Origin of the sequence: Natrinema sp. LN54 (assembly GCF_052439245.1) — an archaeon.
GTDB lineage: Archaea > Halobacteriota > Halobacteria > Halobacteriales > Natrialbaceae > Natrinema > Natrinema versiforme_A.
The window spans coordinates 95,393-115,384 of record NZ_JBQVRP010000006.1 but is presented as its reverse complement, the minus strand read 5'-3'; the positions used below and the strand labels follow the sequence as shown (position 1 = coordinate 115,384).

Sequence of the window (19,992 nt, the reverse complement as noted above, 5' to 3'; positions counted from 1 at the left end):
CATGACGTTCGAACTGTCAGACCGCGTGCAAACGGTGCCGCCCTCGGGCATTCGCCGCTTCTTCGAGATCGCCGAGGAACGCGACGAGGTCATCTCGCTCGGCGTCGGCGAACCCGACTTCGCGACGCCGTGGGCGGCCCGCGACGCGGCGATCACGTCCTTAGAGCAGGGCAAGACCTCCTATACGGCCAACCGGGGCAAGCGCGAACTCCGCGAGGCGATCGCGGACTACGTCGCCGACCGGTTCGAGTTGGGCTACGGCCCCGACGAGGAGATCATCGTCACCGCCGGCGCGAGCGAAGCGGTCGATCTCGCCTTCCGAGCGTTCGTCGACCCCGGCGACACGGTCGCGATCGCCCAGCCGTCGTACATCTCCTACGAGCCCGGCGTCGTCTTCGCCGGCGGCGAGGTGCTGCCGGTCCCCACGAAAGAGGAAGACGACTTCCGGCTCACCGTCGAGGGCCTCGAGGAGGCCGGCGCGGCCGACGCGGACATGCTGGTCCTCTGTTATCCCAACAACCCGACGGGCGCGATCATGCCCGCCGAAGACCTCGAGCCGATCGCCGACTTCGCCCGCGAGCACGACCTGACGGTCCTCTCGGACGAGATCTACGCGGAGCTAACGTACGACGGCGAGCACACCTCGATCGCGAGCTTCGAGGGGATGCGTGAGCGCACCATCGTCTTCAACGGCTTCTCGAAGGCCCACGCGATGACCGGCCTCCGACTTGGCTACGCCCTCGGCCCCGCCGACGCGATCGGCGCGATGAACAAGATCCACCAGTACACGATGCTGTCCGCGCCGACGACGGCCCAGCACGCCGCCCTCGAGGCCTTGGACTCCTGTGCGAACGAGGTCCAAGAGATGGTCGACCAGTACGACCGTCGCCGGCAGTTCGTCCTCTCGCGATTCCGCGATATCGGGCTGGACGTCTTCGAGGCCAAGGGCGCGTTCTACTGCTTCCCCGAGGTCCCCGAGGGCTTTACCGCCGAGGAGTTCGCCGAGGAAGTCCTGCGCGAGCAGGGCGTCGCGGTCGTCCCCGGCGACGTCTTCGGCGACGGCGGCGAGGGTCACCTGCGGATCTCCTACGCGACCGGGCTCGAGGATCTCAGGCAGGCGCTGAACCGGATCGAGGCCTTCGTCGAAGAACACGTCTGACTGCCGGAGTTCTCGGCGCGCGATCGCATTGCTGATCGCTCGAGTTTTCGGAGGATTGTACGTAGCGAAACGGCGTGGGCCGGGTAGCGCATCGGTTACGCACACTGTGCGGCGGCATCGGGAGCGTCCACCGGGTCGGCACCCGGCGGAAGGGTAAAGCGAAACGTCGAGCCGACATCCCGCTCCGAATCGACCCAGATCGCCCCGTCGTGGCGTTCGACGATCCGTTTGCACAGCGCCAACCCGATCCCCGAACCGGCCTGTTCGCCGCTCGAGTGGCCGCGCTGAAAGATCTCGAACACGCGGTCGGTATCGTCGGCGTCGATACCGGTCCCGTCGTCGCGCACTGAAATCGTCCACTCGTCGCCCTCCCGGACCGCCGAGACGTGGACCCGCGGCGAGCCGTCGCCGCTGTAGTCGATCGCGTTGCTCACCAGATTCTGGAAGAGCTGGTGCAACTGGCGCTCGTCGCAGTCGACAGTGGGGAGTGACTCCCGCGTGATCTCGGCGTCGGCGTCGTCGATCTTGAACTGCAGATCGGTGAGCACGTCGTCGAGGACGGCGTCGAGATCCGTCGGTTCGAACGGATCGCCCCCCGTTTCGACTCGGGAGTACTCGAGTAATCCGTCGATCATCGCGTGCATCCGGTCGGCCCCGTCGACGGCGAACTCGATGAACTCCTCCCCGTCCGCGTCGAGTTCGTCGGCGTATCGCGTCTCGATGAGTTGCAGATAGCTCGTCACCATGCGGAGCGGTTCCTGAAGGTCGTGCGAGGCGGCGTACGCGAACTGTTCCAGTCGCTCGTTCGAGTCCTCTAACTCTGCCACCGCCTCCTCGAGGCGCCGTTCGGTCCGTTGCAGCGTCTCGTTTTGCTCCGCGAGGGTTTTGGCGTTGGTGAGCGCCCGCGCCTCGTGGACGCCGATCCCCAGTCCCGCGAGGGAGCCGATCGATAACAGGACCGCTTGCGTCCCGAACGTGAACTGGACGGTGACGCCGGGGTGTAGCACCCGTAGGCCGAGAACGATGGCCATGACCGCAACGCTCCCGAGAATCCACAGTACGATACGGCGATAGAATTCGGGCTCGATGCCCGAATGGGGTAACCAGCGTCCGATGTACAGCATCACGATTCCCGGAAAACTGATGAGAGCGAAATCGAGCACTGCTTCCAGAAACAGCCCGTCACCGGCCAGTTCGCTGATCGATTTGCCGGCCGCAGCGATGAGAAGGAGGACACCCAGTGCGGGAATCACGTGACGCCAGCCACTGGCGTCACGCTGGTCCGATTCGAGCACCGTTTCGGAGCCGCCGGGAGTCCCAACCACTATAGCTATCTGCGGTGGCCGATACGGTTCTATCTCCCTTTTTAGTATACAATCTGTTTAAGTAGTCTATTCGGGCGGAGCCTCCACGTCGGAGAGTGCGTGCCCGAGCACGTGGTCGATACCGCGCCGGCAGTAAATGCTCTCCTGACCGTTCGGCGTCTCGAGGTCGCGTTCCGACGACCCGTCGCCGCGTTTCCGCGAATCGACCGTCGAAGTCTCCCGTCGCTTTCGCCAACAGTTTTCTCGGTCGCCCGCGCTCTCCGTAGTATGGTCGACTATCGTCCCATTCCGGACGAACGGGACGTGTTCCACGAGTATCGCAGCTACGCGTTCCGGCCCGAAGAGGGGGTTCCGGCGTACGATCCCGCGGACCACGAAACGCCGCGGGACACCCTCGGCTCCCGGCGCGGCGTGTACGAGGACGGGGCGGCTGACGACGCAAAGCCGCGCAGCGTCTGTCGGCACTACTGGCTCGAGTCGCGCGTCCGCGGCGACGTTCATCGAACCGCCGGGCTGGCGTCGGTCGCGACCCCGCCCGAGTACCGCCGTCGCGGCTACGTCCGGCAGTTGCTCGCCCGGTCGCTCGCCGAGTACCGCGATCACGACGTGCGGTTCTCGGTCCTGTGGCCGTTCCGGTATCGGTTCTACCGGCAGTACGGCTGGGATACCTGCACTCGGCTCGTCACTCACGAGTGCGACCCGAGCGTGCTCTCCGTCCCGGCCGACGCCGTCGACCGGGACGCGGGGTCGTTCCGCAGACTCGAGGCCGACGAGTACGAGGCGCTCGAACCGGCCTACGAGACGTACGCCGACCGGTACTCGCTCCCCCTCGAGCGCGACGAGGAGTGGTGGCGACACCGTGTCTTCGCCGGCTCCGAGCGGGACCCCTTCGTCTACGCGTACGAGCGCGACGGGCAGGTACGGGGATACCTCGTCTACACGATGGACGGGACGGACGGCGATCGGACGATGGTCGTCTCCGAACTCGCCGCCATCGATCACGACGCCGTGCTGGCGCTGCTGTCCTTTTGCTACGATCACGAGTCACAGGTTCAGCGCGTTCGCCTCCGCGTGCCCGACGACGTGCCGCTTCGTGCGATCGCTCGAGAGCCGGACCAGATCGAGACGACCGTCGCGGACGGGCCGATGGTCCGCGTCGTCGACGTCGCGGAGACGCTGTCCGCAGTCGCCTACCCCGACCGCGACGCGACCGTGACGATCGCCGTCGAGGACCCGCTCGCCGAGTGGAACGACGGCACGTTCCGACTTGCGGTCTCGGACGGTCGCGCGGACTGTCGCCGGCTGCGCGATCGCTCGGAGCCACAGTCGGAGTTCGACGTTCGCCTCGATATCGGCGCGCTCTCACAGCTCGTCGTCGGGTTCCAGTCCGCGGCCGCTCTCGAGCGAACGGGACGACTCGAGACGACGGACGCGTCGTCGCTCGAGACGATGTCGGCGCTGTTTCCCGAAACGACGGTCTTTCTCGGAGACCGGTTCTGAGCAGGTCGGCGGTTCGCGGGGAGTCCATTCGGTTCGGGATGACGGATGGGATTCGCGACCGGGCGGCGAACCATGTGACTGAGAGTCATGCCACCGCTCGGCCACGACACTCAAATAGGGGTTTCACAAACTATGTGCTGACTGTCTGTCGATGATGTCAACGGCCGCGAGAGGCGATTGCCACGGAGACGAAGGGGGGACGAATCCGTCGTCCGATGGGGGTGGCGAGTCGTGACCATGCGATCCGTGCCGATCGTCGACCGGGTGACGGACGCCTTTTTCGCGCTCGATACCGGCTTTCGGTTCACGTATCTCAACGAGCGGGCCGAAACGCTGCTCAAGCGCTCCCGCGAGGACCTGATCGGACGGGTCATGTGGGACGAGTTCCCCCAGACCGTCGAGACGCAGTTCCCGGACGGGTTCCACCGCGCGATGGACGAACAGGTCCCGGTCTCCTTCGAGATCTATCACACGCACCTCGAGACGTGGTTCGAAGCGCGGGCCTACCCGTCGACGACCGGGCTGTCGGTGTACATGCGCGACGTTACCGAGCGGCGGGCACAGGAGACGACGGTGGCCCAGCACGCCGCCGTCGTCGAGGCGATCCGCGACGCCGTCATCACGCTCGATCGCAACCGCGAAATCGTCGCGATCAACGGCGCGACCGAAACCCTCCTCGGCGCGGATCGGTCGGCGCTGGACGGCGAGCACATCGAAACCCTGACCGAACTGGCGGGTATCGACGACCAGCACGCCGTCGATATCGGGCGGGCGATCACCGACGTCGACGTCGGCAACGCGGATCGGCGACAACTCGAACTCCCCTACACCGGCCCTGACGGTAACGACCGGATGGGCGAGTTCCGGTTCGTCCCGATCGAGGACGACACCGCGACCGTCGCCGCCGTCGTTCGCGATATCACCGACCAACACGAGTACGATCGCGTCGTCACGTCGCTCCACGAGATCACCCGCTGGCTCCTCGAGTCCGACGATCCGGAAGAGATCTGTGCGATCTCGGTCCACGCCGGCGGCGACCTGCTCGATCTCCCCATCAGCGGCGTCTGGCTGCTCGAGGAGGAACAGGGCTATCTCGAGCCCGTGGCCGGGACCGCCGGCGCACACGACGAGTTCGGCGGCCTGCCGCGGTTCAACCCCGGCGAAGGCCTCGTCTGGGACGTCTTCGAGGCCGGCGAGGTCGAACGGTTCGACGACCTCGAGACCGTCGGGGAACTCTACAATCCGGACACGCCGCTGCGATCGGAGATCATCGCCCCGATCGGCACCCACGGCGTTCTCATGACCGGCGCGCTCGATCCGCATCAGTTCGACGAGACCGACGTGGACCTCATCTCGACGCTCGTCGAGAACACGCGGGCCGCCCTCGATCGGGCCGATCGGGAACGGGTCCTGCGGGACCGAACCGCCGAACTCGAGCGCCAGACCGAGCGCCTCGAGGCCGTCGCAGACGTGCTCTCGACCGATCTGAAAGACCAACTCACGGCCGTCGCCGACGCGCTCGAGGACGACACGGCCGACGAGTGGGAGTTCCCGCTGGCCGAGGACACCGTCGAAACGACGCTCGACCGCGCCGAGGGGCTCGTCGACGACGTCCGGGAGTTCGCCCGGAACGCCTCGGCCGTCGGCACCCGCAGTCGGCTCCGCCTCGAGTCGGCGATCACCGACGCCGTCAGCGAGTCGCGCCTCGACGCGGACAGCGTCATCGTCGACGGCTCGGCCGCGCTCCGGGCCGATCCCGACCGCTTCGTCCACCTCCTCGAGACGGCCTTCGACAGCGCCGTCGCGCGGGCCGACGGCGACGTGAACGTGACGATTCAGATCGGCCTCGTCGGGTTCGAGGACGGCGGCAGTCGCGGCTTTTTCCTCCTCGACGACGCCGCGGAAATCCCCCCGAACGCACACGACCGCGTGCTCGATCCGACCCACGACGACGACACCGCGATCGACGGGCTCGGCCTCGCTCTCGTCCGGGCCATCGCCGAAGCCCACGACTGGGAGTGTACCGTCTCCAACGGCGCGAACGGCGGGACCCGGGTCGAGATCCGGGACGTGACGACCCTCGAGCGCCGCCTCGAGTAGGCGGCCGGGACGAGAAGAGCGAGGCGGACTGCTTAGCGGGGGACCGTTCCGGTCATGACGTAATACTCGTAGTGGGGCTCTCGGCCCCACAGCGCCGGGTCCGACAGCGGTTCGTGCTCGATCTCCGTCAGGCCGTTCCGCGCGAGGAACTCGCGGAGGTCGGCGGGCGGGCGGCCGTCGTACATCGGCAACTCGTCGTGGATTGCCTCGTACTCGTCCCACGGCTCGTCGTGGTCCCAGTACCCCTCGATCAGGAGGATGCTGCCGCCCGGTTCGACGACGCGCTGCCACTCGTCGATCGCCGCACCGGGGTTCGGAAGCGTCCAGATGAGGTGGCGGGCCGTGAGCAGTTCGACGGCGTCGTCGGGAACCGCGAGCGACTCCGCGTCCCCACGGTGGAAGGCGACCGAGCGGTCGACCCGTTCGGCTTTCGTCCGTGCACGCTCGAGCATCTCCGGGGCGAAGTCCACGCCGGTAACGTCGTGGCCAAGTTCCGCCAGCAGCAGCGACACGACTCCGGTCCCACAGCCGACGTCGAGGACTCGCAGGGGGTCGTCGCCGGTCCACTCGCGGAAAACCGACAGCCACCGCTCGCGCTGTTCGTCAGTGTGGATACCGTGCTGGCTCGCGTCGTCGAACGTCGCGGCGCGGTCGTTCCAGTGCTGTCGGACGAGGTCCTTGACGGCGTCGTCGGTCCGATTCGATCGGGTCATGTGTGGCTCCGTTACTCGCATCTCCGCACTGAACGCACGAGACGATTGTGGACTCGAGGAGGTACAACGCCGTCACTCCCGGACGACGGAGTCGCTCGCAATATCGCGACAGAGTTGGCGGTAGCCGTCCCGGGCCAAGAGCTCCTGCATCGTGTCGTCGACCTCGACCCGGCGGACTGCCAGCCGGTCTCTGAGTTCGGCGTACTCCTGACTCGAGCGGCGTTCGGGCTCGTCCTTCTGATCGTCCAGTAGCGCCTTCTTCGAGGCGAGCGCGAAGAACTCCCGGAGCTGCTCGTCGTAGGTCGTCCGGAGCAGCAGTTGATCGATAACGCCGACCAGTTCGTCCTGCGAAACGGGTTTGACCAGGTAGTCGTCGAACCCCATCTCGATGATCTCGAAGTCGGGCTCGACCGCCGTCACCATCGCGACCCGGCACTCGAGGCCTCGGTCCCGAATCGTCTCGAGGACGGTCGACCCCGAGAGCCCCGGCATCCGCCGGTCGAGGAGAACGACGTCGATCGAGTCGTCGATCGCCGCCAGCGCGTCGGCCCCGTCGGCGGCCCTCTCGACGGTACACTCCTCCTCGAGCCACGCGGCATAGAGGTTCGCGAGATCGGGCTCGTCTTCGACGATCAGGACGGATGGGGTGTCGGTAGTCATCGGAGCCTCCGAAACTGTTGGTTCGTTGGACTACTCGCGGCGATTGTATATCAATATGTCGGACAATAGACGGCGAACGTGGCAGTGGTGACGGATATTACCGCTTTTCCATGGCAGATTCTCGAGAACGGAACTCGGATCCGACTCAATTGGTCGCGCCGGTGCGGTCGTCACTCGAGTTCGCGTTCGATCGTCGCGCGTCGCTCGCGGATCGCGGCCGCGTCGGTCTCGATCGTTCGGTTGCCGACCTCGACTGCGAGCGTCCCGTCGTCGGTCGCAGCGCCGAGTTCGACGACGGGCGCGACGCCGTCGAACGCCTCGCGAACTGCCTCGACGGACTCGGTCTGGATCAGCGCGCGACCCGGCTGTTCGCCGAACAGCGCGCCCGCGGGGTCCTCGCTCGGGATCGACACCTCGAGGCCGGCGTCCTCGGTGACCATTTCGGCGAGGGCGACGGCGAGTCCGCCGTGGCTGACGTCGTGGACCGCGAGCGTCGAGTCCGCATCGGCGACCGCGGCGAGCGCCTCGATCAGGCCCGCGGGGTCGTCGGGCAGTTCGGGGAAGCGGTCGCTGCCGCCGAACTGCGCGAGGTACTCGGAGCCGCCGAGGCGAGTATCGTCGGCCTCGAGGCCGAGGTCGCCGACGAGAAGCAGGTCGCCCGCGGACTCGACCGACAGCGGCGGCGCGTCGTAGCCGTCCTTGGCGCCGACCATCGCCAGCGTCGGCGTCGGCGGGATCGGCCCCGCGACGGAGTCGTTGTACAGCGAGACGTTGCCGCCGACGACCGGCGTCGACAGCGTCTCGCACATTTCCGCGAGTCCATCGACGATGCCCGTGAAGCCGCCGTACACGTCTGGTTTCTCGGGGTTGCCGCCGTTGAGACAATCGACCGCGGCCAGCGGCGTCGCGCCCTTGGCCGCGATGTTCGTCGCGTTCTCGAGCGCGATCGCGCGGGCTCCCTCGTAGGGTGCGGCGTCGGTCCAGTTCGGCGCGGCCCCGGAGGAAAGCGCCAGCCCCTGCCCGATCTCGCGGCTATCGCCGCTCGATTCATCCGCGGAGTCTTGGAAGACTCCGTCTTCCAATGGTCGGGAACTCTCCGAGTTCCCTCGACGTGGCTCCGCGCTCGCCTCCCGGACCGCAATGATGGCGGCGTCGTCGCCCGGCCCGACGCTCGTTCGCACGCCGACCTCGTGGTCGTACTGCCGGTAGACCCACCGCTTCGAGGCGGTGCTCGGACTCGAGACGACGGCGTCGAAGGCCGCCTCGAGGCCGACCTCGGGGCGGTCCGTTTCCGGCTGTGCCGGTTCCTCGGACGCGAGATCGTTCATCGGCGCGCCCTCGCCGAGGAAGTAGGCGTCGACGTCGACGACCGTCTCGCCCTCGAACGTGCAGGTGTAGTTGCCGTCGGTGACCTCACCGATGACCGAACAGCCCAGATCGAACCGCTCGGCGATCTCGCGCACGCGGTCGACGTTCTCGGGTGCGACCTCGTAACACATCCGCTCCTGCGATTCGGCGAGCAGGATCTCCAGCGCGTTCATGTTCGGCTCGCGCTGGTGGACCCGCTCGAGTTCGATGTCGGCGCCGAGGCCGCCCTTGGCGACCAGTTCGCTCGAGGCACCGCCGAGGCCGGCGGCACCGAGGTCGCGAGCGGACTCGATCAGGGTCTCGTCGACGAGCGCCTCGTTGGCCTCGATGAGCAGTTTCTCCGAGTAGGGGTCGCCGACCTGTACCGCGGGTCGGTCCTCGGTCTCGGCGTCCTCCGCGAGGTCCTCGCTGGCGAAGCTCGCGCCGCCGAGTCCGTCCCGACCCGTGCCGTTGCCGACGAGGACGAGCTTGTTCCCCGGTTCTTGGGCTTCGGCGGTAACGAGTCGCTCGTCGTCGGTCAGGCCGACACAGGCGACGTTGACAAGCGGATTGCCCTCGTAATCGGGGTGGAAATCGACGCTGCCGGCGACCGTCGGCACGCCGATACAGTTCCCGTAGTGGCTGATCCCCTCGACGACCCCCTCGAAGAGGTACTGCGAGTGGTCGTCGTCGAACTCGCCGAAGTACAGCGAGTCCGCGAGCGCGATGGGATAGGCACCCATCGAGAGCGTGTCCCGGACGATGCCGCCGACGCCGGTCGCCGCGCCGTCGAACGGGTCGACGTAGGAGGGGTGGTTGTGGCTCTCGATGCCCAGCGTGATGTACGTCTCGTCGTCCAACGCGACGACCGCCGCGTCGTCGCCCGGCCCGACGACGACCTGCTCGCCCTCGCTGTCGAAGGCCGACAGCAGCGGTCGCGAGGAGCGGTACGCGCAGTGCTCGCTCCAGAGGTTCTCGAACAGCGCCGCCTCCGCTCGAGTCGGTTCCCGCCCCAGCTCGGAAACGACGAGTTCGCGGTCCGAATCGGCAAGACTCATTCATCTAGGTGGTGAAAGTCGGTCGGTAAATGGGTTTCTATATGCACGTTCGTGGATACTCTCGGACGATCGCGCGACCGTCGAGTCGCGGACCGAGTCGCTTTTGATCAGGCCGCCTAAACGTGTGCTCGTGCTGTCGGTCGAACTTCACACGCACTCGTCGCTGTCCTACGACGGCCGCGACCCGGTCGAGCTCATCCTGGAGCAGGCCGAAGCCGTCGGTCTCGACGCGATCGCAGTGACGGACCACGACGAAATCGACGCGAGCCTCGAGGCCGCCGAGCGTGCCGCCGACTACGGACTGGTCGGAATCCCGGGCATGGAGATCTCGAGCAAGGCGGGCCACGTGCTCGGGTTGGGCCTCGAGGAAGCCGTTCCGCCCGGGCTCTCCTTCGAATCGACGCTCGAGGCGATCCACGAGCAGGGCGGGCTGGCCGTCGTACCCCACCCGTTTCAGGAGTCGCGCCACGGCGTGATGGCCCGCATCTCCCGCGAGCAACTCGCGCTGGGCGACGCGATCGAGGTCTACAACTCCCGGCTGTTCACCGGGCGAGCCAACCGACAGGCCGAACGCTACGCCCGGTCGCGGGATCTGCCGATGACCGCCGGTAGCGACGCCCACATCAGCGAGATGGTCGGGCAGGCGGTCACCCGCGTCGACGCCGACGAGCGCTCCGTCGAGGCGATCCTCGCGGCCATCGCGGACGGTCGAACGACCGTCGAAGGAAAGCGAACGCCGTGGCGGATCAGCATCCAGCAGTTCGCCGGCGGCGTCACGCGACGACTGAGCCACGTTTTGAAACTCTTCCAATGACCGAGCCGACGCTCCGCGGTGCCGACCCGACGACGGTTCGTACCGCGCTCGAGGACGACGACCCGTTCCCGGGATCGGCCGGCTTCGCGGGAGCGGTCGACGGCCGCCTCGTTCGCGACGTGCTCGGCCGCGTCCCGCTGTTCGTCGACGGCGCTTCCGAGACCGGCGGCGACCCAGCATGGGCCTTCGAGCCGACCGCACTCGAGAAGCCGACGCTCTTCCCGCCCGGTGCGGCCGCGCCCGCCGACGGCCCGCTGCCCGACCCGGAATCGCGCTGGGCACTGCCGGATCCCGACCCGCTCGAGGGCGACGCTGCGATCGAGGCGCTCGAGGACGCGATCCGAACGGCGACCGACGCCGTCCGCGACGACGACCGCGAGATCGCCGTCGCCTTCTCCGGCGGCGTCGACTCCGCACTGGTCGCCGAACTGCTGGACGCCCCCTTGTACGTCGTCGGCTTTCCCGACAGCCACGACGTCGAGGCCGCGCGCACGGCCGCCGACGCGATGGGCCGCGACCTGACCGTCGTCGACCTCGAGCCGGCCGACCTCGAGCGCGCCGTCCCCGAGGTGGCACGGGCGACGGGCCGGACGAACGCGATGGACGTCCAGATCGCGCTTCCGCTGTATTTGGTCGGCGAACGCGTCGCCGCGGACGGCTTCGACGCCCTCGCCGTCGGGCAGGGAGCCGACGAACTGTTCGGCGGCTACGAGAAGGTCGTCAGGCTCGACCACCGGGTCGACGCCGAGACGGTCCGCGGGGCCGTCCGCGAACAGCTCCGAAGTCTGCCCGATCAGCTGCCGCGGGACGTGCTGACGATCGAGGCGACGGGGCTGGAGCCGGTCGCGCCGTTCCTCCACGACGCCGTGGTCGAGGCCGCGCTTCGACTACCCGACGACCTGCTGGCCGACGAGAACGAACGGAAGCGCGGCTTCCGCCGGGTCGCGTCGCGGTATCTCCCCGACGAGGTCGCGACGCGGGATAAGAAGGCGGTCCAGTACGGCAGCCTCGTCGCCCGCGAACTCGACCGGCTCGCTCGGCAGGCGGGGTACAAGCGCCGGATGGACGACCACGTCACGAAGTACGTCGCGTCGCTGCTCGAGGACGGCGATACCGAACCGACTACGTAATTTTCCGCCCGTTCCTCACGACGGCAACGGACAGAGGCTCGCCGTGAAGACCACCGTCTCGTCGGTCTCGTTTCTCGCGCCGTGGTCGACGCCGCGCTCGTGGTGGACGACCCCGGGCGCGTCGACCTGTTCGCTTTCCTCGCCCCGTATCACGGTCACCGTTCCCTCGAGCACGTGGAAGACGTTCGTGCTCTCGGCGTGGTCGTGCGCCTCGAGTTCCGCGCCCGGCCCGAGGGCGAAGGCCTTCACGAGGACATCGTCGGTGACGACCAGTTCCGCGGTCGCGACCTCGCCGCCTCCCGGCTCGAGGTCGGCGATCGAATCGGCGTATGCGTCGAGCATATCGTCCGATTCGACGGGCGGAACTAAAACGGCGGGGGAGAGACGGGCGAACGCGAGCGACCGGCGCGGCCCGCCTCGAACCGTCGAGATCGCAGTAGAAGAGAGAACGGCTCGCTGCTCCGCACCGCCGCGATGCGCCGACTCAGTCCTCGGTCTCGGTCGGCAGCTTGTTCTGCGGTTCGTACGTGACGTTCTCCGAGACTTTGCGGCGGTTCTGCTCGCCGATCCGGTCGGCGACTTCGCCGACGACGTCCTCGAGGTGACCTTGGACCTCGCTGTCGTCGTCCTTGACGAGCGCCCCTTCGCTGCCGTCGGCACCGAAGTCGGGGTGGATCGGGATGCGGCCGAGCAACGGGACGTCGTACTTGTCGACGATGGTGTCCGCGCCGCCGGTTCCGAACAGCCCGTGCTGGTCGCCACAGGACGGGCAGATGAAGGAGCTCATGTTCTCGACGACGCCCAGCACCGGCGTGTCGTGTTTGTTGAACATCTGGATTCCCTTTCGGGTGTCGTCGAGCGCCATCTCCTGTGGCGTCGTGACGACGACCGACCCGGTCACCGGCATCGACTGGAGCAGGTTCAGCGTCGCGTCGCCAGTTCCCGGCGGCAGGTCGACGATGAGGTAGTCAAGTCGACCCCACTCGACGCCCTCGAGGAACTTCACCATGAACTTGTTGACCATCGGACCCCGGAGGATGGCGGGATCGTCGTCGTCTTCCATCATCATCCCCATGCTGATGAGACGGACGCCGTCCGAGCGGGGCGGCACGATCTCCTCGTTCGGCGTCACGCCCGGATCGCTCTCGGGCGGCAGGATCTGGGGCACGTTCGGCCCGTGGATGTCGGCGTCGAGCAGGCCGACCATCGCGCCGCGTTTCTCGAGTCCGGCCGCGAGGTTGGCCGCGACCGTCGTTTTGCCGACGCCACCCTTCCCGGAGGAGACGGCGATGACGTTGCGAACCTTCGGGAGTACCTCCTCGTCGAAGCCGTGGTCCTCGCCGACGTGCGCTCGCAGGTCGGCCTCGAGACCCGCCTCTTCGACGACATCGCGGATCCGGTTGCCCAGTTCCAGTTCGGAGGGGGCATACGGCGCGTTAAACGCGAGCGAGATCCGGGCCGTCTCGTCGTCGATCGTGAGGTCGTTGACCAGTCCCAGCGAGATGATGTCCTCGCCGAGGTCCGGATCTTCGACCGCCTCGAGTTTGATTTCGAGTTCGTGTTCTGTGATACTCATAGTGACTCTGTGCTAGCCGAACGGAGGGGTCGGAACGGGATACGTGTGATGGTTCGGGACTCGAGCGATGGCACTGACGGGCCTGCCTGCGATGTCCGCTGTGAAAAAATGGAACCGGTGTTCGGATGCGATTCGAGCGACGGTTACGGCGGGCCGACGCTGCTGAACGGTTCCGGCGGGCCGCCGTAGAACACGACGCCGATCAGGACGGTCAGAACGAACATACCGACCCACATCGACGTCGTGAGGCCGACGAGGTAGCTCACGCCGGTCAGTCCGGTCTTCGTGTCGCGGGGTTCGCCGAGGAACCACGCCGCGAGCATGATGTAGACCGGGACCAGGATGACGGCGAAGATGATGTAGGTCCCCTCGTTGGCGAAGCCGGTGAAGCCGGCCGTGCCGTCGTAGCCGTGGTACAGGAGTTCTGCCGGGATCGTTGTCAGTGCTGGGCTCATGCTTCCACCTCCGGTTCGGTTGCTTCCTCACTGTGCTCGTGGTCACCGCGCAGGTGTTCGACCGCGTGGAGTTCGACCACCGGAACGAGCTTCGAGAGGTTGAGGAATAAAAGTGCGACCAAGGCGGCCGTGCCGACGAGCGACAGCCACTCGATCGCGCTCGGGAAGTACTCCCCGGGAACCGCTTCGTAGATGTTGAAGTGCGGGTCCATGAACCCCTCGACGACGAACAGGACCTTCTCGGTCAGCGTCGCGGTGAGGACCGCAACGCTGGCGATGAGCGCCCGCTTCTTGCTGAACAGCGCCGGGCGGATTCCCTGCACGAAGATGTACACGAGCGTGGCGAACACCATCCCCATCGCGACGCGGTAGATGGGGTTGGAGATCTTCGCTTCGGTCGCGTGTGCCTGGTCGAGCGGTCCGAGGAACGAACCGTTGAGGATCGTCTGGAGCTGGAACCAGAGGAACAGCAGGGAGAAGAACCCGAGCCACAGGAGCAGCCCGCGGAAGATGTCGTCGGTGATGATGTGGTCCCATCCGTAGGCGCGACGGAAGGCGTAGGAGATGATCATCACGCCGCTGATCGCCGACATCAGCGCGATGCTCAGGAACATCGGTCCCTGAATCGCGCCGGTCCACGCGGGCATCGCCGGGAGCACCGAGAACAGCCACGGGATCACGCCGCCGTGGAGCAGGAGCGGTGCCATGATGATGACCGCGGCCGCGAGCCACCAGACCATCCGATCGATGATCTTGTCTTCCTTCTTGGTGTAGCCGATCGTCAGCGTGTCGTAGATCAGCCCGTACAGGTCCGGAAGCTGAAAGCTACCGATCTTCGGGGCGTACGACGGGAGCTGATCGCGCAGTCGAGCGACGTCGTAGCGCAGCGTCAGGCCGAGGTAGGTCGCCGACAGCACGAAGTAGGCCGTAATGACCGTCACGTCCCATACCAGCGGCGAGTTGTTGACCGTGATGTGGTAGTGACCGATGACGCTCGTGACCATCCGGTCCGGCCGGCCCATGTGGACCAGGATGTAGAAGCCGGCGGCCGAGAGGCCGCCGATCGTCGTCATCTCCGCGATACGGGCGATCGGCAGGTACCGATCCATGCCGAGCAGGCGGACGGCGGCCGAGAGGATGATGCCGCCGTGGGCGACGCCGACCCACCAGATGAACGCGCCGATGTACAGCCCCCAGGTCGAACCGCCACCGGAGCCCCAGTCGCCGAGGCCGGTGACGATCAGCCCTTGCTGGAGCTGGTAGGCCCAGGCCACGAGGAAGGCCACGAGGCCGAGGGCCGCAGCGCCGTACATGATGAAGTACTTCGTCGTGAGCGTGTTGATCGGCCGGAGGATGTCCTCCTCGGACGGCGTCTTCGTGCTCATAACGACACCCCGTCAACGCGGCCGACGGTCCCTTCGTCGAGGACGTCCTGTCGCTTGTCGACGAGGTCTCCTACGTCCTCGTACTTGGTCGGCCCTTCGACCTGGTGCGCTTCCGGACCGGGTTCCTGACCGAGGTACGTGACGTTCGGGTGCGTCCCGACGTCCTCGAGCAGCTTGAACTTCGCGCTGGGGTTGCCGGCGAACTGCTGGAGTCGGACCATCGCGTCGTCGGATTCGCCCGAGCCGAGCTGTAGTTCGGCGAGGACATCCTCGCTCTCGAGGTCGACGTAGCTTTCGAGCGTCTCGAGCACCTCGAGGATCGTCTCCTGTTTCTGGAGGATCGTATTGTTTTCCTCCTCGCCCGGATCGGTCTCGGTGTCCCGACTGACGATCTCGATCGCCTTCATGATGCTGACGAGTTCGGTGGTGAGGTCCTCGACGGCCTCGGTCGCGGACGCGAGGTCGTCGTCCTCGCTGAGGTTCTCGTCGAGCGTGTCGGACGAGGGCACGTCGCGTTCGACGTCGATGACGGCCCGGCTCTTGATCGGGTGCTCGCGGTGCTGGGAGGGATCGCTCTTTTCGTCCTTGACGTTCCCGAACTGGATCGCGTTGGGCGGGCAGGCGTCCTCACACGCGGACGTACCGATCATTTCGTCGCCCTGGTTTCCGTCCTGTCGGGATGGACACATCGTACACTTGCTCATCGTGCCACGGGGCGCACGGCTGTCGACCCAGCGCTCGCCGTGCTCGTACTCGCCCATCGTGTGGCTCTCGTCGAGTTCGCTGTAGTCCGTGTCGGGCTCGTCCCACTGGAAGTAGTTGACGCCGTAGGGACAGGCGACCTGACAGTACCGACAGCCGATACAGACGTCGTAGTCGGTCAGCACGAGGCCGTCCTTGTCGCGAGTGTGACGGGCCGTCGTCGGACAGACCTTCTCACAGGGTGCGTCCGTGCAGTGCTGACACGGTCGCACGAGCATGTTGAAGTCGGATTGGCCACCGACTACGTCGGGTTGCGGGGACGAAGAAGACGTGAGTTCGTCCTCGAATGCCATGACGTACATCCAGTTGACCCCCTGATCGAGGCTGTTTTCCGACGTACAGGCAGTCATACAGGAGAGACAGCCGTCACAGCGTTCGAGGTCGATCGTCATCCCCCACTGGGTGTCGCTGTGTTCGGTGGTCTCCGAGTGGCCGCCCTCGCCGCTCTCGGCGGCGCTGAGGCTCTGTTCGGGTGGGTCGTGAGTGGCACCGAACGCGCCGACTCCGACGGCCGCCGCCCCGACACCCATCTTCTTCATCGTCTCGCGGCGGGTCTCGCCGCCGTCACCGTCGAAGGCGTCGAGCATGTTGGAGGCGGTTCCTTTCGCCTCCTCCTGTGCCGCCTCGTAGGCTTCCTTGGTCGGGCGTTCGTCCTCGCCGAACTCCTCCATCACGTCCTCGTGATAGCGCTCGTGGAATTCGGACTCGGAGAGTTCACCCTTCGTGACCCGCATCGCGTCCTGGGCCATCTCCATACCGAGGTCGCTGTCGTACTCGGTATCGTCGAGCATCGTCTCGAGTTCGTCCTCCCACTCTTCGCCGAGCGGGTGGAATGATTCATCGTCCGTACTCATTAGATCAGAACACCTCTGAATATGACGCTGGTGTCATGCTGGTTGTACTCGAAAGCATGCACTTCAAATCGTTCATTTGTTGCTCCTCGTTCCCCGTCTCACAACCGTACTCGGATGAAGTATCGAGTCGATTTCCACCGCGTGAGAATCGAGGCGAACATATTCGCTATTTTAAACCGGGGCAGTATTCAGTCGACAGCGAACCCGACTCGAGCCGGGTGACGGAGCACCGAATCCGATCAGTTTTCGGACTGCGGCTGGCGGAAAAGAGACCAGTTGTCACTCGGTCGGCCAGCCATCACGAGACACGTGTTCGATCGGTCAGCGACACCGAGAGGACTCGACTCTCATCGCGCCGTCGAGACCCATTTAGGTGCTCGCCAGTTCCTCCTCGAGCGACTCCTCGCTGTCGACGCTCGGCAGGTCCTCGACGAACCGCTTGATGATCGCCTCCTCGGCCCGGTGGAGCGTCTCGCTGCAGGTCGACTTGGCGATGTCGAGGTGGTCGGCCAGTTCGGTCAGCGACGAGCCCCGCGGAGTGTCGTAGTAGCCCTCGTCGACGGCCGCGACGATCACCTCGAGTTGGCGTTCGGAGAGCAGCTGGCTCTCGTGGAGCCGCTCGCGGACGTGTTCGATCCGGTATTGAAGGCCGAAGTGTTCGAGCTGTTCGGCGAGTTCGGCCAGCCGCTCCCGGGAACCGGTTACGTCGATCGTCGCCTCGCCGTCTTGAATCTCGACCGGGAGCTCGATCGGCATCCCCGACTCTCGAGAGGAGAACAACAGGAGCGGGGCGGTCGTCTCGAAGTGGACCGTCGCCTCGTTGTCGCTCCACTGGGCGAGCGTGAGTTCGGTGAGCTGCGGATGCTCCTCCATTCCCTCGATCACCTTGGGAACTTCGGGACCGGCGATCCGGACGAGCGCGAAGCCGGAGTCGGCGCCGGGGACGGCCGCGAGGACCCGGAAGGTCGACTCGGGGTAGTCCGTCGAAAGCTGCTGTATCCAGACCTCCTCGGGCAACGTGAGAGTGAGTGTGGCTTGAGCCATACGAACGTGTTCCGCTCGAAACTATATGCCGGTGGCTACGAATATGTTCGGCGAATTCCTGCCGAGCGGGAAGATCGATAGCGACGAACACGTTCGGACGAACGACCAACCGGTCGCGACTCGAACGCGAAACCGATGGCAACCGAATCCACCGAACGAACGCTGGACGTCAGAGAGATCGACGGCCCGCCGTTCGACGACATCACGGCCGCACTCGAGAAACTCGAGGCGGAGCAACGACTGCGGCTGATCGCTCCCTTCGAGCCGGAGCCGCTCTACGAGGTGCTCGAGGACCGCGGGTTCGCTTACGAGAGCGAGGAGCGCGACGGCGGCGTCTGGCACGTACTCATCGAACACGCGTAACCGACCGAATCGCTACCCGAACATATTCGCGCAAACGTCGATGCATCGCTCGTCCCGAGTACGACTCGCATGACGCGACTCGATGTCAGGGACGTTCCGCCGGTGAACCGCCATCCGAAAATCCACGACGCGTTCGACGCCCTCGAGCCGGGCGAGTCGCTGACGATCGTCAACGACCACGAACCCAAGCCGCTGTTCTACGAGTTCGAGGCCGAGGTCGACAGCTTCGACGCTGACGGCTACGAGGTCGAACGAGTCGCCCCCGACGAGTTCGTCGCCACGTTCCCGAAAGTAGAGGCATAGCGGGGCGTCACAATCGACGGTATCGCCCCCGTGGGTTTTCACAGAACGGTCTCGACCGTTGGTTTCCACAGAACCACATCGCGGCCGAACACGTACGGGACGAAAGATAGCTAGCGGGCGATCGAACCGGCACGTATGCCCTCACCCACCACCGTCGTCGACCGCACCGACGCCCCGAACGATCGACCGCAGGAGACCCTCGACGTGCGGTCGCTCGGCCCACCGAACCCGCTCCAGCAGACCCTCGAGCGACTCGTCGAACTGCCCGACGAGACGGTCCTGATCCAGCGCAACGACCGCGTCCCCCAGTTTCTCTACCCGAAACTCGAGGATCGTGACTACGCGTACGAGACCGCCGAACTCGAGGACGAAGTCGTGACGGTCATCTGGCGGGACTGATCTCCGCTCCCTCTGCGAGGTGCTCGCGAAGCAGGGCCGTCACGTTCTCGGCTGCTTCGTGGGGCACCCAATGGCTCGTCTCCGGGAGTAACTCGAGGCGGCTCTCTCGACAGAACCCCGTGCTGTCGATCGCCAGTTCGGGGACGAGCGCCGCGTCGTCCTCGCCCCAGACGACGAGCGTCGGCGCGTCGACCCGCTCCGTCGGCGGACTCGACGGATGCCGTGCGGCCGCTCGATACCAGTTGAGCATCCCCGTGAGCGCTCCGTCTCGGCCCCAGGCACGGCGGTAGCGGTCCAGATCGTCATCACTGAACGTGCCCGCCGGGACCGGGGAGCGAAGCGCCCGCTCGAGCAGGCGGTAGTCGTCGTATCGACAGGCGATTTCGGGCAGCCGCGGGAGCTGAAATCCCATCGCGTACCAGCTCCGGCGCAGCTGCTCGGGGTTCGAGCGGAGCTGCCGGCCATAGGCGGTCTGATGGGGTGCGTTGACGACGGCGAGTCGATCGACGGCCTCGGGATATCTGCGCGCGAGGTCCCACGCGACCATCCCGCCCCAGTCGTGGCCGACGACGTGGGCGGTCTCGCGTCCCTCGGTCGCGATCAGGTCGGCGATGTCCGCCGACAGTTCGCGGGTTCGGTACGCCCGGACTCCGTTCGGCTTCTCGCTCAGATTGTACCCGCGCTGGTCGGGCACGAGCACTCGGTAGCCGGCCTCGACGAGCGGCGCGATCTGGGCCCGCCAGCCGTACCAGAATTCGGGAAAGCCGTGGAGCAAGACGACCAGCGGATCGGCTTCGTCACCGGCGACGACGGCGTGTAACTCGACTCCGTTGGCTGTCCGAACCGTCGACTCCGCGTCGATCGTCGGCGGAACGACGGACTCGAGGTCCGCCCTCGGGACCGTCGATGGCTCGTTCGATTGCATCGTCGCTCCCTGCACCGCGAACCGCCATATCGATTGGGAGGGTGCCATCGTCAGCGTCCGGCCTCGAGGGGTCGACCAACGAGTTGCGAGCCGCCGGTGACCGGCCGGAAACCGTCTCGG

The 19,992-nt window shown here is 66.3% G+C and carries 19 protein-coding genes; 8 read left to right on the top strand and 11 right to left on the bottom strand.

Annotated features, from left to right (window positions below; genetic code table 11):
• Position 1 precedes the first annotated feature (1 nt).
• Positions 2-1,159: a pyridoxal phosphate-dependent aminotransferase gene (locus tag ACT4ML_RS17650; RefSeq protein ID WP_444722042.1), complete on the top strand. Its 1,158-nt coding sequence runs from the start codon at positions 2-4 to the stop codon at positions 1,157-1,159.
• Positions 1,160-1,254: 95 nt separating this feature from the next.
• On the opposite strand, the gene ACT4ML_RS17645 is transcribed toward ACT4ML_RS17650, so the two are convergent.
• Entirely contained in the window at positions 1,255-2,484 is a 1,230-nt protein-coding gene (locus ACT4ML_RS17645; RefSeq protein WP_444722041.1) for a sensor histidine kinase, read from the bottom strand.
• 267 nt (positions 2,485-2,751) lie between these two features.
• Between ACT4ML_RS17645 and ACT4ML_RS17640 the strand changes: the two genes are divergently transcribed.
• Complete coding sequence (locus ACT4ML_RS17640; protein WP_444722040.1) at positions 2,752-3,984, top strand: GNAT family N-acetyltransferase; 1,233 nt, start codon at positions 2,752-2,754, stop codon at positions 3,982-3,984.
• A 237-nt stretch (positions 3,985-4,221) separates the two neighbouring features.
• Entirely contained in the window at positions 4,222-6,084 is a 1,863-nt protein-coding gene (locus tag ACT4ML_RS17635) for a PAS domain-containing protein (RefSeq protein WP_444722039.1), read from the top strand.
• A 32-nt stretch (positions 6,085-6,116) separates the two neighbouring features.
• Here ACT4ML_RS17635 and ACT4ML_RS17630 read toward each other — a convergent pair whose 3' ends face one another.
• From ACT4ML_RS17630 to purL, 3 genes are all read right to left on the bottom strand, one after another.
• The gene (locus ACT4ML_RS17630) at positions 6,117-6,797 is read right to left on the bottom strand and encodes a class I SAM-dependent methyltransferase (protein WP_444722038.1); all 681 of its coding nucleotides are present in this window, start codon (positions 6,795-6,797) and stop codon (positions 6,117-6,119) included.
• 72 nt (positions 6,798-6,869) lie between these two features.
• Complete coding sequence (locus ACT4ML_RS17625; RefSeq protein WP_444722037.1) at positions 6,870-7,457, bottom strand: response regulator; 588 nt, start codon at positions 7,455-7,457, stop codon at positions 6,870-6,872.
• Between the two features lie 170 nt (positions 7,458-7,627).
• Positions 7,628-9,862: a phosphoribosylformylglycinamidine synthase subunit PurL gene (gene purL, locus ACT4ML_RS17620; RefSeq protein WP_444722036.1), complete on the bottom strand. Its 2,235-nt coding sequence runs from the start codon at positions 9,860-9,862 to the stop codon at positions 7,628-7,630.
• 130 nt (positions 9,863-9,992) lie between these two features.
• Between purL and ACT4ML_RS17615 the strand changes: the two genes are divergently transcribed.
• Both ACT4ML_RS17615 and ACT4ML_RS17610 read left to right on the top strand, forming a co-directional pair.
• A complete protein-coding gene (locus ACT4ML_RS17615; protein ID WP_138245307.1) occupies positions 9,993-10,676 on the top strand; it encodes a PHP domain-containing protein in 684 nt (227 codons plus the stop codon).
• The gene (locus tag ACT4ML_RS17610) at positions 10,673-11,806 is read left to right on the top strand and encodes an asparagine synthase C-terminal domain-containing protein (RefSeq protein ID WP_444722035.1); all 1,134 of its coding nucleotides are present in this window, start codon (positions 10,673-10,675) and stop codon (positions 11,804-11,806) included. Before ACT4ML_RS17615 ends, ACT4ML_RS17610 begins: the two co-directional genes overlap by 4 nt.
• A 15-nt stretch (positions 11,807-11,821) precedes the next feature.
• On the opposite strand, the gene ACT4ML_RS17605 is transcribed toward ACT4ML_RS17610, so the two are convergent.
• From ACT4ML_RS17605 to ACT4ML_RS17580, 6 genes are all read right to left on the bottom strand, one after another.
• A complete protein-coding gene (locus tag ACT4ML_RS17605) occupies positions 11,822-12,148 on the bottom strand; it encodes a cupin domain-containing protein (RefSeq protein WP_444722034.1) in 327 nt (108 codons plus the stop codon).
• A gap of 142 nt (positions 12,149-12,290) precedes the next feature.
• Positions 12,291-13,382, bottom strand: a complete 1,092-nt coding sequence (locus ACT4ML_RS17600) for an Mrp/NBP35 family ATP-binding protein (protein ID WP_444722033.1) — start codon at positions 13,380-13,382, stop codon at positions 12,291-12,293.
• Positions 13,383-13,525: 143 nt separating this feature from the next.
• Positions 13,526-13,837, bottom strand: coding sequence for a hypothetical protein (locus ACT4ML_RS17595; protein WP_444722032.1), 312 nt, complete (start codon positions 13,835-13,837; stop codon positions 13,526-13,528).
• On the bottom strand, positions 13,834-15,222 hold the full coding sequence (nrfD, locus tag ACT4ML_RS17590) for an NrfD/PsrC family molybdoenzyme membrane anchor subunit (RefSeq protein ID WP_444722031.1): 1,389 nt from the start codon (positions 15,220-15,222) through the stop codon (positions 13,834-13,836). Before nrfD ends, ACT4ML_RS17595 begins: the two co-directional genes overlap by 4 nt.
• Positions 15,219-16,838 (bottom strand): 4Fe-4S ferredoxin N-terminal domain-containing protein, encoded by a 1,620-nt coding sequence (locus ACT4ML_RS17585; protein ID WP_444722030.1) that lies wholly within the window; start codon positions 16,836-16,838, stop codon positions 15,219-15,221. Before ACT4ML_RS17585 ends, nrfD begins: the two co-directional genes overlap by 4 nt.
• Before the next feature lie 369 nt (positions 16,839-17,207).
• Positions 17,208-17,882 carry a helix-turn-helix domain-containing protein gene (locus ACT4ML_RS17580; RefSeq protein ID WP_444722029.1) on the bottom strand — a complete coding sequence of 225 codons (675 nt, stop codon included), beginning with the start codon at positions 17,880-17,882 and terminating at the stop codon, positions 17,208-17,210.
• A 135-nt stretch (positions 17,883-18,017) separates the two neighbouring features.
• Between ACT4ML_RS17580 and ACT4ML_RS17575 the strand changes: the two genes are divergently transcribed.
• The 3 genes from ACT4ML_RS17575 to ACT4ML_RS17565 all read left to right on the top strand — a co-directional run bounded on the left by ACT4ML_RS17575 (position 18,018) and on the right by ACT4ML_RS17565 (position 18,947).
• Complete coding sequence (locus ACT4ML_RS17575; RefSeq protein ID WP_138245299.1) at positions 18,018-18,245, top strand: DUF2249 domain-containing protein; 228 nt, start codon at positions 18,018-18,020, stop codon at positions 18,243-18,245.
• Between the two features lie 69 nt (positions 18,246-18,314).
• Entirely contained in the window at positions 18,315-18,548 is a 234-nt protein-coding gene (locus tag ACT4ML_RS17570; protein ID WP_138245298.1) for a DUF2249 domain-containing protein, read from the top strand.
• Positions 18,549-18,683: 135 nt separating this feature from the next.
• Positions 18,684-18,947, top strand: a complete 264-nt coding sequence (locus ACT4ML_RS17565) for a DUF2249 domain-containing protein (protein ID WP_444722028.1) — start codon at positions 18,684-18,686, stop codon at positions 18,945-18,947.
• Here the strand turns inward: ACT4ML_RS17565 and ACT4ML_RS17560 are convergent.
• Positions 18,931-19,872 (bottom strand): alpha/beta fold hydrolase, encoded by a 942-nt coding sequence (locus tag ACT4ML_RS17560; protein WP_444722027.1) that lies wholly within the window; start codon positions 19,870-19,872, stop codon positions 18,931-18,933. The genes ACT4ML_RS17565 and ACT4ML_RS17560 overlap by 17 nt on opposite strands.
• Positions 19,873-19,992 lie beyond the last annotated feature (120 nt).

Bases quoted from the DNA above. Each gene is read 5' to 3' on its own strand.
- ACT4ML_RS17600 (WP_444722033.1), bottom strand. From the start codon at position 13,382: ATGAGTATCACAGAACACGAACTCGAAATCAAACTCGAGGCGGTCGAA.
- ACT4ML_RS17625 (WP_444722037.1), bottom strand. From the start codon at position 7,457: ATGACTACCGACACCCCATCCGTCCTGATCGTCGAAGACGAGCCCGAT.
- ACT4ML_RS17570 (WP_138245298.1), top strand. From the start codon at position 18,315: ATGACGCGACTCGATGTCAGGGACGTTCCGCCGGTGAACCGCCATCCG.
- ACT4ML_RS17605 (WP_444722034.1), bottom strand. From the start codon at position 12,148: ATGCTCGACGCATACGCCGATTCGATCGCCGACCTCGAGCCGGGAGGC.
- ACT4ML_RS17585 (WP_444722030.1), bottom strand. From the start codon at position 16,838: ATGAGTACGGACGATGAATCATTCCACCCGCTCGGCGAAGAGTGGGAG.
- ACT4ML_RS17595 (WP_444722032.1), bottom strand. From the start codon at position 13,837: ATGAGCCCAGCACTGACAACGATCCCGGCAGAACTCCTGTACCACGGC.
- ACT4ML_RS17580 (WP_444722029.1), bottom strand. From the start codon at position 17,882: ATGGCTCAAGCCACACTCACTCTCACGTTGCCCGAGGAGGTCTGGATA.
- ACT4ML_RS17630 (WP_444722038.1), bottom strand. From the start codon at position 6,797: ATGACCCGATCGAATCGGACCGACGACGCCGTCAAGGACCTCGTCCGA.
- ACT4ML_RS17610 (WP_444722035.1), top strand. From the start codon at position 10,673: ATGACCGAGCCGACGCTCCGCGGTGCCGACCCGACGACGGTTCGTACC.
- ACT4ML_RS17640 (WP_444722040.1), top strand. From the start codon at position 2,752: ATGGTCGACTATCGTCCCATTCCGGACGAACGGGACGTGTTCCACGAG.
- nrfD (WP_444722031.1), bottom strand. From the start codon at position 15,222: ATGAGCACGAAGACGCCGTCCGAGGAGGACATCCTCCGGCCGATCAAC.
- ACT4ML_RS17650 (WP_444722042.1), top strand. From the start codon at position 2: ATGACGTTCGAACTGTCAGACCGCGTGCAAACGGTGCCGCCCTCGGGC.
- ACT4ML_RS17575 (WP_138245299.1), top strand. From the start codon at position 18,018: ATGGCAACCGAATCCACCGAACGAACGCTGGACGTCAGAGAGATCGAC.
- ACT4ML_RS17565 (WP_444722028.1), top strand. From the start codon at position 18,684: ATGCCCTCACCCACCACCGTCGTCGACCGCACCGACGCCCCGAACGAT.
- purL (WP_444722036.1), bottom strand. From the start codon at position 9,862: ATGAGTCTTGCCGATTCGGACCGCGAACTCGTCGTTTCCGAGCTGGGG.
- ACT4ML_RS17560 (WP_444722027.1), bottom strand. From the start codon at position 19,872: ATGCAATCGAACGAGCCATCGACGGTCCCGAGGGCGGACCTCGAGTCC.
- ACT4ML_RS17635 (WP_444722039.1), top strand. From the start codon at position 4,222: ATGCGATCCGTGCCGATCGTCGACCGGGTGACGGACGCCTTTTTCGCG.